This window comes from Pseudomonas sp. B21-009 (assembly GCF_024749345.1).
GTDB lineage: Bacteria > Pseudomonadota > Gammaproteobacteria > Pseudomonadales > Pseudomonadaceae > Aquipseudomonas.
Map to the genome: position 1 here is coordinate 4,656,694 of NZ_CP087199.1, position 14,134 is coordinate 4,670,827.

Annotated in this window: 11 protein-coding genes; 2 read left to right on the top strand and 9 right to left on the bottom strand. The window is 63.8% G+C overall.

Going from position 1 to position 14,134, the window contains the following annotated elements; genetic code table 11:
* Window positions 1–18 precede the first annotated feature (18 nt).
* Genes LOY34_RS21460 through LOY34_RS21470 form a run of 3 tightly spaced genes read right to left on the bottom strand, consistent with a single transcriptional unit; the run spans window position 19 to window position 5,702 of the window.
* Window positions 19–3,183: a CusA/CzcA family heavy metal efflux RND transporter gene (locus LOY34_RS21460; protein ID WP_195884891.1), complete on the bottom strand. Its 3,165-nt coding sequence runs from the start codon at window positions 3,181–3,183 to the stop codon at window positions 19–21.
* A 13-nt stretch (window positions 3,184–3,196) separates the two neighbouring features.
* Window positions 3,197–4,411, bottom strand: coding sequence for an efflux RND transporter periplasmic adaptor subunit (locus tag LOY34_RS21465; protein ID WP_045197651.1), 1,215 nt, complete (start codon window positions 4,409–4,411; stop codon window positions 3,197–3,199).
* A gap of 37 nt (window positions 4,412–4,448) precedes the next feature.
* The gene (locus LOY34_RS21470) at window positions 4,449–5,702 is read right to left on the bottom strand and encodes a TolC family protein (protein WP_195884892.1); all 1,254 of its coding nucleotides are present in this window, start codon (window positions 5,700–5,702) and stop codon (window positions 4,449–4,451) included.
* A 204-nt stretch (window positions 5,703–5,906) separates the two neighbouring features.
* Here LOY34_RS21470 and LOY34_RS21475 point away from each other — a divergent pair, with 204 nt between their 5' ends.
* Together LOY34_RS21475 and LOY34_RS21480 are read left to right on the top strand one after the other, a co-directional pair.
* Complete coding sequence (locus LOY34_RS21475; RefSeq protein ID WP_045197646.1) at window positions 5,907–6,581, top strand: heavy metal response regulator transcription factor; 675 nt, start codon at window positions 5,907–5,909, stop codon at window positions 6,579–6,581.
* Window positions 6,578–7,969 (top strand): heavy metal sensor histidine kinase, encoded by a 1,392-nt coding sequence (locus tag LOY34_RS21480; protein ID WP_195884893.1) that lies wholly within the window; start codon window positions 6,578–6,580, stop codon window positions 7,967–7,969. Before LOY34_RS21475 ends, LOY34_RS21480 begins: the two co-directional genes overlap by 4 nt.
* Window positions 7,970–8,050: 81 nt before the next feature.
* Here LOY34_RS21480 and pdxJ read toward each other — a convergent pair whose 3' ends face one another.
* The 6 genes from pdxJ to lepA form a co-directional block, all read right to left on the bottom strand.
* Window positions 8,051–8,776 carry a pyridoxine 5'-phosphate synthase gene (gene pdxJ / locus LOY34_RS21485; protein WP_401289442.1) on the bottom strand — a complete coding sequence of 242 codons (726 nt, stop codon included), beginning with the start codon at window positions 8,774–8,776 and terminating at the stop codon, window positions 8,051–8,053.
* A 63-nt stretch (window positions 8,777–8,839) separates the two neighbouring features.
* Window positions 8,840–9,523, bottom strand: a complete 684-nt coding sequence (recO, locus tag LOY34_RS21490; protein ID WP_195884894.1) for a DNA repair protein RecO — start codon at window positions 9,521–9,523, stop codon at window positions 8,840–8,842.
* A gap of 57 nt (window positions 9,524–9,580) precedes the next feature.
* Window positions 9,581–10,483, bottom strand: coding sequence for a GTPase Era (era, locus tag LOY34_RS21495; protein ID WP_045197636.1), 903 nt, complete (start codon window positions 10,481–10,483; stop codon window positions 9,581–9,583).
* Window positions 10,476–11,165: a ribonuclease III gene (gene rnc, locus LOY34_RS21500; RefSeq protein WP_010220977.1), complete on the bottom strand. Its 690-nt coding sequence runs from the start codon at window positions 11,163–11,165 to the stop codon at window positions 10,476–10,478. The genes era and rnc overlap by 8 nt, the downstream gene beginning before the upstream one ends.
* 248 nt (window positions 11,166–11,413) lie before the next feature.
* A complete protein-coding gene (lepB, locus tag LOY34_RS21505) occupies window positions 11,414–12,268 on the bottom strand; it encodes a signal peptidase I (RefSeq protein WP_045197633.1) in 855 nt (284 codons plus the stop codon).
* A 5-nt stretch (window positions 12,269–12,273) separates the two neighbouring features.
* Window positions 12,274–14,073 (bottom strand): translation elongation factor 4, encoded by a 1,800-nt coding sequence (lepA, locus tag LOY34_RS21510; protein WP_045197631.1) that lies wholly within the window; start codon window positions 14,071–14,073, stop codon window positions 12,274–12,276.
* Window positions 14,074–14,134: the final 61 nt, after the last annotated feature.

Genomic DNA, 14,134 nt, shown 5'->3' on the forward strand with positions numbered 1-14,134 from the left:
CCGAAGATGAGCGGCGAATTACAGTTTCGTCACCTCGGATGCGACCTCCTGCTCTTCATCCTTGCGGTGCGCCCAGTAATACAACGCCGGCAGTACCAGCAGGGTCAGCGCCGTCGACGAGAGAATGCCGCCGATCACCACAGTGGCCAGCGGTCGCTGCACTTCGGCACCGGTGCCGGTGGCCAGGGCCATGGGGATAAAGCCCAGGGATGCCACCAGGGCAGTCATCAGCACCGGGCGCAAACGCGTCAGTGCGCCTTCGTCGATCGCCTGGTGCAGCGAACGACCTTGCTCGCGCAGGCCGCGGATAAAGGCAATCATCACCAGGCCGTTGAGCACCGCGACCCCAGACAGGGCAATAAAGCCCACGCCCGCCGAGATCGACAGGGGGATATCCCGCAGCCACAGGGCAACCACCCCGCCGGTCAGGGCAAACGGAATGCCGGTGAACACCAGCAGCCCGTCCTTGAGGTTGTTGAACATCATGAACAACAGACCGAACACCAGCAGCAACGCCACTGGCACCACTACCTGCAGGCGCTGCGCCGCAGACTGCAACTGCTCGAACTGACCGCCCCAGCGAGTCCAGTAACCGGCCGGAATGCTCACCTGGCTGTCGATGCGCGCCGCCGCCTCGTCGACGAACGAGCCGATATCGCGACCGCGCACGTTGGCGCTGACCACCACCAGGCGCTTGCCATCTTCACGGCTGACCTGGTTGGGGCCCTGCACCAGCTCAAGGCTGGCGACATCGCCAAGGGTGATAAAGCCGATCTGGCCGCCACTGCCACTGCTGGCCGGCACCGGTATCAGCAACTGCGAAAGGCCGTCGATATCGGTACGCAGGGTGTCGGACAAACGCACCACCATGTCGAAACGCCGATCGCCTTCATACAAGGTCCCGGCCTGGCGACCGCCAACGGCCACGGCGATGGTGTCCTGCACATCGCCGACGTTGAGCCCATAGCGCGCGGCTTTGTCGCGGTCGACGTCGATAGTCAGCACCGGCAGCCCCGAGGTCTGCTCGACCTTCACTTCCGAGGCGCCCGGCACTGCCTGCAAGGTACTGGCGATCTTCGCCGCAGTGCTGTTGAGCACCGCCATGTCGTCGCCAAACACCTTCACCGCGACATCACTGCGCACCCCGGAAATCAGCTCGTTGAAGCGCAACTGGATCGGCTGCGACAGTTCATAGTTGCTGCCCGGCACCCGCGCGCTGGCACGCTGGATATCGGCGATCAGTTGCTCGCGGCTCTTGCCCGGATCGGGCCATTGCTCTTGTGGCTTGAGCATCACGTAACTGTCGGAAATGTTCGGCGGCATCGGGTCCGAGGCGATTTCAGCGGTACCGGTGCGGGCGAACACCCGCTCTACCTCCGGCACCTGGCTGAGCACGCTTTGCTCCAGGCGCTGCTGCAACTGCACCGACTGGCTCAGGCTGGTGCCGGGCACACGCAGGGCCTGCAGGGCAAAGTCGCCCTCGCTCAGGCTCGGCACGAACTCGCTGCCCATGCGGCTGGCCAGCACACCCGAAAGCAGCACGGTAATCGCGGCGAGGGAGAACGCCAGCGGGCGATGGCTCATGACCCATTTGAGCAGCGGCGCATAACCACGCTTGGCGCTGCGCATCAGCAGGTTCTCGTCTTCCTTGACCTTGCCGGTGACGAACAGGGCGATGGCCGCCGGCACGAAGGTCACCGACAGCAGCATGGCGCCGAGCAAGGCGATGACCACGGTAAAGGCCATCGGGTGGAACATCTTGCCCTCGACCCCGCTCAGGGCAAAGATCGGCAGGTACACCACCATGATGATCAGCTGGCCGAAAATCAGCGGCCGGCGCGCTTCGCGGGCGGCATTGAAGACTTCGTGCAGGCGTTCGGAACGGGTCAGCAGGCGGCCGTGATGCTGCTGGGCATGAGCCAGTCGCCTGATCGCGTTTTCAACGATCACCACGGCGCCATCGACGATGATGCCGAAGTCCAGCGCGCCCAGGCTCATCAGGTTGGCACTGACCTTGTTGCTGAACATGCCGGTGAAGGTGAACAGCATCGACAGCGGGATGACCATGGCGGTGATCAGCGCCGCGCGGATATTGCCGAGGAACAGAAAGAGGATAACGATGACCAGAATCGCGCCTTCGATGAGGTTCTTCTTCACCGTGGCGATGGCCTTGTCGACCAGGTTGGTGCGGTCGTAGACGGTGACCGCACTCACCCCTTGCGGCAGCGAGCGGTTGATCTCCACCAGCTTTTGCGCCACCGCCTGGGACACCGTGCGGCTGTTCTCGCCGATCAGCATGAACACCGTGCCGAGCACCACTTCGCGGCCGTTCTCGGTTGCCGCGCCGCTGCGCAGCTCACGGCCGATACCGACTTCGGCGACGTTGCGCACGCGGATCGGCGTGCCGTCGACGTTGGCCAGGACGATATTGGCAATGTCATCGATGCCGGACAGCTGCCCCGGTGCGCGAATCAACAACTGCTCGCCGCGGCGTTCGATATAGCCGGCGCCGACGTTGGCGTTGTTGCGTTCAAGGGCGGTGAGCAAATCGCTCAGGGTCAGCTTGTAGGACGCCAGCCGTTTTGGGTCCGGGGCAATCTGGTATTCCTTGGCGAAACCGCCGATGGTGTTGATCTCCGCCACCCCGCGCACGTTGCGCAGTTGCGGCTTGATGATCCAGTCCTGGATCTCGCGCAGGTCGGTCGGCGTGTACGGGCTGCCATCGGCCTTGCGCGCATCGTCAGCGGCTTCGACGGTCCACAGGAAAATCTCGCCAAGGCCGGTGGAGATCGGCCCCATGGCCGCTTCAACGCCTTCGGGCAATTGTTCACGTGCCTGCTGCAGGCGCTCGTTGACCAGTTGCCGGGCAAAGAACAGGTCGGTGCCTTCTTCGAAAATCACCGTCACCTGCGACAGGCCCGAACGCGACAGCGAACGGGTCTGTTCCAGCCCCGGCAAGCCGGCCATAGCGGTTTCGATGGCGAAGGTAATGCGTTGCTCGGTTTCCAGCGGCGAAAAGCCCGCCGCCTGGGTGTTGATCTGCACCTGGACGTTGGTGATGTCCGGCACGGCGTCGATCGGCAGCTTCTGGTAGCTGGCAACCCCAAGCCCAGCCATCAGCAGCACCGCCAGCAGCACCATCAGGCGCTGTTCGATGGCAAATTGTATGAGGCGTTCGAACATGTGAGCTTCCCGGTCAGTGGGCGTGTTCGGCGCTGGCCTTGCCCAGCTCCGACTTGAGGATGAAGCTGCCCTGCGCCGCCACCTGCTGGCCGGCTTGCAGGCCCTTGCGGATCTCGACGAAACCGTTGGCACTGGCGCCCGGCTCAACCGCCTGGGCGATAAAGCCTTCGGCAGTGCGCACAAACACCGTGGGCTTTTCTTCCAGGGTCTGCAGGGCTTGGTCCGGTACGCTGAGGGCGGCGGCATACTGCTCGGTGGGCACCTGCACGGCGACAAACAAGCCGGGGCGCCAGGCCCCTTGCGGGTTGTCGAGGGTGACGCGCACGGCGGCGGTACGGGTCTGTTCACCGAGCAGGCTGCCGACATGAGTAACCGTGCCACTCACCTGCTGGCCCAGCTCGCTGGCAACGATGGTCACCGGCATGCCGGCGCGCACCTTGGGCAGGTCACGGGGCGCCACGCCGAAAGTCGCCCAGACCCGCGACAGGTCCGAAAGGGTGAAGGCGGCGCTGGTTTCGTTGACCACCTCGCCCGGCACCAAGTGCTTCTCGACGATTTGCCCGGCAAAGGGTGCGCGCAACTCGTAGCGGTTGCCGCCGGCCAGCACCACACTGCCGCTCAGGGCGCTGATCTTCTGCCGGGCATTGGCCTGGGCGATTTCTGCCTCTTGCAGGGCCTGGCGGGCCTGCTGGTAATCCTGCTCGGCGGAAATGCCCTCTTGCCACAGGTCCTTCTCGCGTTGGTAGCTGCTGCGCGCCAGTTCCAGGCGGCGCTGGCTGGCGGCCAGTTCACTGCGCTGCTCGGAGATCTGCGGGCTGGCGATCACCGCCAACAGATCGCCGGCCTTGACCTGCTGGCCGAGCACCACGGCGACCGACTCGACCACCCCGGCTGCGCGCGGCACCAGGTGCGCGGTGCGGTCTTCGTCGAAACGGATCTCGCCGGGCAGTGCCAGGCTGCGCTGCAGTTGGCGCGGGGCAACGGCGGCCAGCTCGATACCGGCGAGATCTATCTGCTCCTGGCTTAGGGTCAGCGCGCCCTCCTCTTCATGACCTTCTTCGGCTTGTTCCGCTTGGCCATGTTCCTCTTCTTCATGATCGCCTTCGGCATGGGCGTGGGCGGCGGCAGGGGCGGCGGCAACCGGGCCGCCCTGGCGCGCCAGCAGCACGCCCAGGCCCAGGCCGAGCAGCAGGGCCGCGACCAGCAGCGTGATGGACTTGTTGTTCATGCAGGTTCCTCAGCAAAGTGTCGGGTGATGGTCGCGATCAGCGACTGGCGAGGCTCAGGTCGCCAAAGATCCGTTCCAGGCGCACCCGTGCCTCGCTGCTCTGGGCCTGGGCCTGCAGGTATTGCAGGCGCGCAGCCACCAGGGTGCGTTGGGCGTCGAGTACATCGAGGAAGGCAAACTTGCCGCGTTCGAAGCCGCGGGTGGCGGCATCCAGCGCCTGCTGCGCCGAAGGCAGGATCGAGCGGTCGAAGGTCTGCACCTCGCTGGCCGCCGTGCTCCACTGCGCCAGGGCCCGGACCACTTCGCTGCGCAGGCGCAGTTCGGCGCCATTACGCTGGTCACGGGCCTGGTCGGCGCGCCGGGCAGCGGCCAGCACATTGCCCTGATTGCGATCGAACAAAGGAATCGGCACCGAAAGCCCGACCACATTGATGCGCTCGCGGTCGGTTTCGCTGTACTGGCTGCCGACGCTGACCGTCAGGTCGGGAATACGCTGGCTGCGGGCCAGGCCCAGGGCGGCTTCGCGCTGGTCGATCTGCAGGCGGGCAAGGCGCAAGTCGGCCGTCTGCTCCAGACGATCGAGCAGCAGTGTGCGGCTGGGGATGTCGTTGTTCGCCTGCAGGCCGCCGTCAACGCGGCTGAACTGCACCCTGGCAGCGCCAGTGACGGCGGCCAGTTGCTGGTAGGCAACGGTCAGCGCCTGCTCGGCGCGGCCCTGCTCCAGGCGCACTTCTGACAGTTGCACCTGGGCGCGGGTAGCCTCGACCGGCGAGGCGCTGCCGGCCCTGACCCGGCCTTGCACCACTTGCAGCGCACGCTCGCTCAGGCGCAACGACTGCTCGGCCAGTTGCAAGCCTTCCTGGGCTTGGGCAGCGGCCTGGAAGGCAGCAATAACCTCGGCCCGCAGCACGTTGCGCTGGCGCTCCAGTTCCAGCGCCGCCAGCTCGGCATCGCGGCCGGCAACGTTCAGGCGCGCCCCCCGTTTGCCGCCCAGCTCGAACAGCTGGCTGACGCCAACGGTGGTGGTCTGCGAGCCTTTGCGGGTGTCTTCCACTTCCCAGCTCAGTTGCGGGTTGGGCAGTACACCGGCCTGGCGCCGCTCGCCTTCGGCAATGTCGATGCCCCAACGCGCCGCAGCCAGCTCGGGGTTGTTGTCACGGGCCGTCTGCAGCGCCGATTCCAGCGTTAATACGGGCTCCTGCGCCAGGGCCAGCGACGGCAAGGCCAGCAACAACAGGGCCAGCAATAGTCGGCCAGGGCCTGTGCCTGGCCGCTCCAGGGTGCAAAACATGGCGGACTCCTGCGCCGTGATCGGAGCCCGCACTCTAGTAATCGGGGTTTATCGCCAGGATGACTCAAGTATTACAAATCTGTAATCCAGGCAAACCGCAGGCGCGGATGGCTTAGTATCCGCCGCTCAATGCACTCCAGCGCTTGACCTTACAGTTACTACAGGGTTGAGAATCAGCGCCTTTCACTGCCAACGAGTCATCCCATGCGTCTACTGATTGTCGAGGACGAACTGCGCACCGCCGAATACCTGCAACAGGGCCTGCGCGAAAACGGCTACATCGTCGATTGCGCCCACACTGGCGCCGACGGCCTGCACCTGGCGCGCCAGCAGGCCTATGACCTGGTGATTCTCGACGTCAACCTGCCCGAGCTCGATGGCTGGACCGTGCTGCAGCGCCTGCGCGCCGAGTCCAGCACGCGGATCATGATGCTCACCGCCCACGGCCGCCTGGCCGATCGGGTCAAGGGCCTGGACCTGGGCGCCGACGATTACCTGCTCAAGCCCTTCGAGTTCCCCGAACTGCTAGCGCGCATCCGCAGCCTGTTGCGGCGCAACGACCAGGCCCTGCAACCGAATACCCTCAAGGTCGCCGACCTGGAGCTGGACCCCAGCCGCCACCGCGCCTACCGCAGCGGCCAGCGCATCGACCTGACCGCCAAGGAGTTCGCCCTGCTGCACCTGCTGATGCGCCAGAGCGGCGAGGTACTGTCGCGCACACAGATCATTTCGCTGGTCTGGGATATGAATTTCGATTGCGACACCAACGTGGTGGAAGTGTCGATCCGCCGCCTGCGGGCGAAAATCGACGATCCTTTCGACAACAAGCTGATCCACACCCTGCGCGGCGTCGGCTACGTACTTGAGGCCCGCGAATGAAACCTGCGCGCCTGTCGCTGCGCCTGGGCCTGAGCGTCAGCCTGATGGGCGCGGCGCTGGTGCTGCTGCTCGCATGCCTTGCGGTATTTGCCCTCGACCATGAGCTGGACAGCCGTGCACGCAAGCACCTGGCCAACAAGATGGCGCAGATCGAACACAGCCTGACGATTGACCTCAAGGCCGCCGACCTGGGCACGCCGGTGCACCCGTTGCTGGATGTGGTCATGGGCCACGACAACCTGAGCCTGAGCGTCATTGCCCTGACCGGCCGTCACTCAGCCCTGCTCACTCTGGGCCCGGCCCTGGAAGCCAACGCCTTGCTGCAGATCGAAAGCGGCCCGCACCTGGCTTTCAGCCCCTGGCGCGACCAGGACGGCGAACACCTGCTCACCGCCTCGCGGCTTATGCGCCTGCAGGACGGCACCCTGGTGCGGGTGCTGCTGACGGTCAATCGTGCCGACGACCATGCCCTGCTCCAGGCCTACCTGGGCTCGACCCTATGGGCCTTGCCGCTGCTGCTGGTGCTGATCGGCCTGGGCGCCTGGAAGCTGGTCCAGCGCGGGCTGCTGCCATTGCGCCGTTTTCGCCGGGTGGCCGAACAGGTCTCGGCGCAAACCCTCAGCCACCGCCTGCCGGAAACCGGCCTGCCGCAAGAACTGGGCGACCTGGCGGGTGGTATCAACATCATGCTCGACCGCCTGGACGACGGCGTGCAGCGGTTGTCGCAGTTTTCCGACGACCTTGCCCATGAACTGCGCACGCCCATCGGCAACCTGATGGGCAAGGCCCAGGTCACCCTGACCCGCGAGCGCTCCAACGAGCAATACCGTGAAGCGCTGGAAAACAGCATCGAAGAGCTGACCCGGTTGAATCGCATCATCAACGACATGCTGTTCCTCGCCCAGGTCAGCCAGCCGCAGGCGCAGGTGCCGCTCAAGCCGGTGGTGCTGGCCGACGAGGTGCAGCGGGTTTGCGAGCTGTTCGAATGCAACGCCGAGCAAAAAGGTATTGCCCTGCGCGTACAGGGCTGGGGCACGGTGATGGGGGATCGCTTGATGGTGCAGCGGGCGCTGTCGAATCTGCTCAGCAATGCGATTCGCCATGGCGATGAGGGCCAGCCGATCAACATCGCGATTGAACGCCGCGACGGCTCGGTGTGGGTATCAGTGGAAAATCGCGGTCCCGGTATTGCCGCGATGCATTTGCCGCACCTGTTCGAGCGCTTTTACCGCGTGGGCTCGGGGCGCTCGCGCCTGGAAGGCGGTACCGGGCTGGGGCTGGCAATCGTGCGCTCGATCATGCAGGTGCATGGCGGGCGGGTTGAGGTGCAGAGCGAGCTGCAGGGGGTGACGCGGTTTAGCCTGGTGTTTGCCGATCAGGTTGGCTGATCGGGCCGGCTCCCACAGGGTTGCTTACTTTGTGGGAGCTGGCCTTGCCGGCGATGGGCTGCAAAGCAGCCCCGGACAATCTCAGTGCCGGCTGGCCGCCAGAATCAGCGCCTTCATCTGCGCCACCGCCGACTTGAAGCCAACGAACAGCGCATGGGCCACCAGCGCATGGCCGATGTTCAGTTCGTTGATGCCCTTGATCGCCGCCACCGCTTCAACGTTGTGGTAATGCAGGCCGTGACCGGCATTGACGATCAGGCCCTGGCCGAGCCCAAAGGCTACGCCGTCGGCCACGCGCTTGAGCTCTTCAGCCACTTCGCTCGGGGTTTGCGCATCGGCATAACGGCCGGTGTGCAGCTCGATGGCCGGCGCACCGACACGGCGCGAGGCTTCGATCTGGCGCTCGTCAGCATCGATGAACAAGGACACTTCCGCGCCCAGACGCGACAGGCGCTCGACCGCAGCCTTGATCCGTGCTTCCTGGCCGGCGACGTCCAGGCCGCCTTCGGTGGTCAGCTCCTGACGGGTTTCCGGAACCAGGCAGATGTGCGCCGGGCGAATGCGCTCGGCAAACACCATCATTTCTTCGGTGACGCCCATTTCAAAGTTCATGCGCGTCTGCAACACATCCTTGAGCAGCAGCACGTCACGCTCCTGGATGTGCCGGCGGTCTTCGCGCAAGTGCACGGTAATGCCATCGGCACCGGCCTCTTCAGCGTCCAGCGCGGCTTTGACCGGGTCCGGGTAGCGGGTACCACGCGCCTGGCGCAGGGTCGCCACGTGGTCGATGTTCACGCCGAGCAGCATGCGGTTGCTTTGAGTCACGAAGAGGCTCTCCTGAAGATTGAGCCCCACAGCATACGACGTTGTTCAGCGCTTGCGAAACAGTTCGCGACTGACCAGCGGCCGACCGCCCAGGTGTACGGCCAGGGCCTGGCGCATCAGGCGCTTGGCGGCGCCCAGAGCACCGGGGATTTCCCAGGCGGCTTCAGCCATGGCCAATAGCTCGGCACCGTTGAACAGCCCCGGCTGCAACAGGTAGACGCGCTCGAGCCCGGCATCGACCTGCAAGCGGTACAGGCCATCGACCACCAGCGGATCGCCGTTGACGTCGTGATCGAGAGCGAAGGCATAACCCAGTTCGTCCAGCAGGCGCCACTCGAACGCCCTCAGCAGCGGCTCCAGCGGGCGACCGGCGGCCAGCGCCTGCAAGGTCGCCGCATAGTGCTCGAATACCACCGGATGCGGGTCTTCAGCCGGCAGCAGGCGAATCAGCAGCTCGTTGAGGTACAGCCCGCTGAACAGCGCATCGCCGTGCAGCCAGGCAGCGACACCGACGCTGTCCAGACGGCCGACGTTCTTCAGCTCGCCGCGGCCGCGAAACTCGACTTCAAGCGGGACGAACGGCCGCACCTGGCTGCCGCCTTTGCCACGGGCACGGCGCATGACCGCGCGCAGGCGTCCTTGCGGGGTGAGGAAATCCACCAGCGCGCTGGTTTCACGGTAGGCCCGGCTGTGCAGCACGTAGGCCGGTTGGCCAACTGGCAGTTCCATGAGCGGCGCTTCAGAAAAGGTTCGACCCGGCGGCGGACGCTACCGGGCCTGGAGCGATCAGAGGTCGCCGTAGCCCAGCGAGCGCAGGGCACGCTCGTCGTCGGACCAGCCACCCTTGACCTTGACCCAGAGGTTGAGCATGACCTTGGCGTCGAACAGCACTTCCATGTCCTTGCGCGCCTCGGAGCCGATGCGTTTGATCCGCTCGCCCTTGTCACCAATGATGATCTTCTTCTGGCCGTCACGCTCGACCAGGATCAGCGCATGGATGTGCAGGATCTTGCCCTGCTGCTTGAACTCTTCGATCTCGACGGTGATCTGGTACGGCAGCTCGGCGCCGAGCTGGCGCATGATCTTCTCGCGCACCAGTTCCGCGGCCAGGAAGCGGCTGCTGCGGTCGGTGATCTGGTCTTCCGGGAAGAAGTGCTCGTTTTCCGGCAGGTGTTTGGCGATCAGCCCTTCCAGTGCTTCGAGGTTGTGCCCCTGCTGGGCCGAGATCGGCACGATTTCGGCGTTCGGCAGTTGCTCCTGCAGCCATTGCAGGTGCGGGATCAGGTCGGCTTTCTCTTCGATCCGGTCGGTCTTGTTGATCGCCAGGATCACCGGGCCCTGCACGTACTGCACGCGCTCGAGCACCAATTGGTCTTCGTCGGTCCACTTGGTGCGGTCAACCACGAAGATCACCACGTCGACGTCCTTGAGGGCGGCCGAAGCGGTCTTGTTCATGTAACGGTTGAGCGCCTTTTCGTTGCTCTTGTGCATGCCCGGGGTATCGACGTAGATCGCCTGCACATCACCTTCGGTCTTGATCCCGAGCATGTTGTGGCGGGTGGTCTGCGGCTTGCGCGAGGTGATTGCGAGCTTTTGCCCGAGGATGTGGTTGAGCAGGGTCGACTTGCCGACGTTCGGGCGGCCGACAATGGCGACATAGCCGCAGCGGGTAGTGTTGGTATCAGTCATTGCCATTCTCCACGCCCAGGGCGATCAGTGCTGCGGCGGCCGCGACTTGCTCGGCGATACGCCGGCTGACGCCTTGCCCTCGGCTTTTTTCAGTCAAAAGGGTCACTTCGCATTCGACGAAAAACGTCCGGCAATGGGGTTCACCTTGAATATCCACCACTTCGTAGCGCGGCAGTTCGCAGGCCCGCGACTGCAGGAATTCCTGCAGACGGGTTTTCGGGTCCTTGTTGGTATCGACCAGGGTCAGGCTTTCGAATTCACCCGCCAGCCATGCCAGTACCCGCTCGCGAGCGGTCTGCATGTCCGAATCCAGATAGATGGCGCCAATCAGCGCCTCCAGGGCATCGGCCAGGATCGACTCGCGGCGAAAACCGCCGCTTTTCAGCTCGCCCGAACCCAGGCGCAGGTATTCGCCCAGGTCAAAGCCCCGGGCCAGTACCGCCAGGGTCTCGCCCTTGACCAGCCGCGCACGCAGGCGCGACAGCTGGCCTTCGCGGGCCTGGGGGAAGCGCTCGAACAGCGCTTCACCGGCGACGAAGTTGAGGATCGCATCGCCGAGGAACTCGAGGCGTTCGTTGTTGCGCCCGGCAAAACTGCGGTGCGTCAGGGCCAGCAGCATCAGCTCCTGGTTCTTGAAGGTGTAGCCGAGCTGGCGCTCGAGGCGGCTCAAGGAAACGCTCACAGTGTACCCACGCGCAGTTCGTGGCCGAAATTCAGCCCGCACGCCTGGGCGTGAGGCTCACACTTTGCAACTCGGTACGCCGCCATCGGGGCTACCGTCGGATTTAACGCATTGTTCAAATCAACATCCTGAAAGACTGTTTGGCTCATGCTCGCTGGCCGGGGTGATCGGTTGCATCCAGGCTTACCTGAACACAGCCTATGCCAGAAACGCATTCGGCGCTGTCCCAGGACAGCGCCGTTGTAGTGTTACTTGATCAGGCCGACCCGCGACAGGTTCGGGAAGTGGCTCAGTTTAGGCTCTGGCCAGCTCATCCAGACCGCGAAGGCCTTGCCGACGATGTTCTGGTCCGGGACCATGCCGTGCAGTTCCTTGGGAATGTTGGGGTCATCCCAGTAACGGCTGTCGTTGGAGTTGTCGCGGTTGTCGCCCATCATGAAGTAATGGCCGGCCGGGACTGTCCATTGCTGGTCAGGCGGCATGCGGTAGCGGCTCATTTCCTTGCGGATCAGGTGCTCGGCTTCACCGAGCTTTTCCTTGTACAGCTCGGCGCTGCCCAGGGTACCCGGCTCGGTGCCGACCAGCTGCTCGGCGATCGCCTGACCGTTGACGAACAGCTTCTTGTCGCTGGTGTAGCGAATCTGATCGCCCGGCAGGCCAACCACACGCTTGATGTAGTTGACGTTCGGGTCGCTCGGGTAGCGGAACACCATGACATCACCGCGCTGCGGATCACCCACCTCGATGACCTTCTTGTCGATCACCGGCAGGCGGATCCCGTAAGAGAACTTGTTCACCAGGATGAAGTCGCCCACTTCCAGGGTCGGCTTCATCGACCCCGAAGGGATCTGGAACGGCTCGATCAGGAACGAGCGCAGCACCAGGACAATGAACAGCACCGGGAAGAACGATTTACCGTACTCGACCAGCAACGGTTCCTTGTTCAGGCGCTCGACCACTGCCATTTCTGGCTGGCTGACGCTGCCCTGATAGTTGGCGATCGCCGAACGCCGGCGCGGGGCCAGGAACAGCAGGTCGACCAGGGCCAACAGACCGCAGACGGCGACGGCGATGACAAGCAACAGCGGGAAATTTAGCGACATAGGACCTAACTATCCAACCTGAGCACGGCGAGGAAGGCTTCTTGTGGGATTTCCACGTTACCGACCTGTTTCATGCGTTTCTTACCGGCCTTCTGCTTCTCCAACAGCTTGCGCTTACGGCTAACGTCACCACCGTAGCATTTGGCCAGTACGTTCTTTCTGAGCGCCTTGACAGTCGTACGCGCAACAATCTGTCCGCCAATGGCGGCCTGGATTGCCACATCGAACATCTGCCGAGGAATCAGTTCCTTCATCTTCTCGGTCAATGCGCGGCCCTTGTAGTGCGCATTGTCGCGGTGCACGATCAGCGCCAGGGCGTCGACCTTGTCACCGTTGATCAGTACATCGAGCTTGACCAGGTTAGCCGACTGGTAGCGGTCGAAATGATAGTCCAGCGAGGCGTAGCCGCGGCTGGTGGACTTCAGGCGGTCGAAGAAGTCCAGTACCACTTCGTTCATCGGCAGGTCGTAGCGTACTTGCACCTGCGAGCCGAGGAACTGCATGTCGCGCTGTACGCCACGCTTCTCGATGCACAGGGTAATGACGTTGCCCAGGTGCTCCTGCGGCACCAGGATGGTGGCCGAAACGATCGGCTCACGGAAGTCTTCGACCGAGGACACATCCGGCAGCTTCGACGGGTTGTCGACGTAGATGGTTTCGCCGGTCTTGAGCTTGACCTCGAAGATTACGCTCGGCGCGGTGGTGATCAGGTCCAGGTCGTACTCGCGCTCCAGGCGCTCCTGGATGATCTCCATGTGCAGCATGCCGAGGAAGCCGCAACGGAAGCCGAAGCCCAGGGCGTCGGAGCTTTCCGGCAGGTACTGCAGCGACGAGTCGTTCAGGGTCAGTTTCTGCAATGCATCACGAAAATCTTCGAAATCATCGGAACTGACCGGGAACAGACCGGCATACACCTGCGGTTGAATACGTTTGAAGCCTGGCAGCACCTCGACCTCGGGGGTCGTGCTCAGGGTCAGGGTGTCACCCACCGGCGCGCCGTGAATGTCCTTGATGCTGGCGATGATGAAGCCTACTTCGCCGGCCTTGAGATCGGCGGTCTGGGTGTGCTTGGGGGTGAACACACCGACGCTGTCGACCAGGTGGACCTTGCCGGTGGACTTGACCAGGATCTTGTCGCCCTTCTTCACCCGGCCGTGACGGACACGCACCAGGGAGACAACGCCCAGGTAGTTGTCGAACCAGGAGTCGATGATCAGCGCCTGCAGCGGCGCCTCGATGTCACCGGTAGGCGCCGGGATGGTGTGCACCAGGCGCTCGAGCACCTCGTCGACGCCCATGCCGCTCTTGGCGCTGCAGGCCACGGCGTCGGTGGCGTCGATACCGATGATCTTCTCGATCTCGTCCTTGACCTTGTCCGGGTCGGCCTGGGGCAGGTCCATCTTGTTCAGTACCGGCATGACCTCAAGGCCCTGCTCGATGGCGGTGTAGCAGTTGGCGACCGACTGGGCTTCTACACCCTGGCCGGCGTCGACCACCAGCAAGGCACCTTCACAGGCCGCCAGCGAGCGGCTGACTTCGTAGGTGAAGTCAACGTGGCCGGGGGTGTCGATGAAGTTCAGCTGATAGGTTTTGCCGTCCTGCGCCTTGTAGTGCAGGGTGACGCTGTGGGCTTTGATGGTGATACCGCGTTCACGCTCCAGGTCCATGGAATCGAGTACCTGGGCCTCCATTTCACGCGCAGTCAGGCCACCGCACATCTGAATGAAGCGGTCGGCCAGGGTCGACTTGCCATGGTCAATGTGGGCGATGATGGAGAAATTGCGGATATGACTCAAATCACTCACGGGTCAACACTCAAAAAGGCTGCGGGCCGGACGCCCACCGAAAAATAGCCGGGAATTGTAC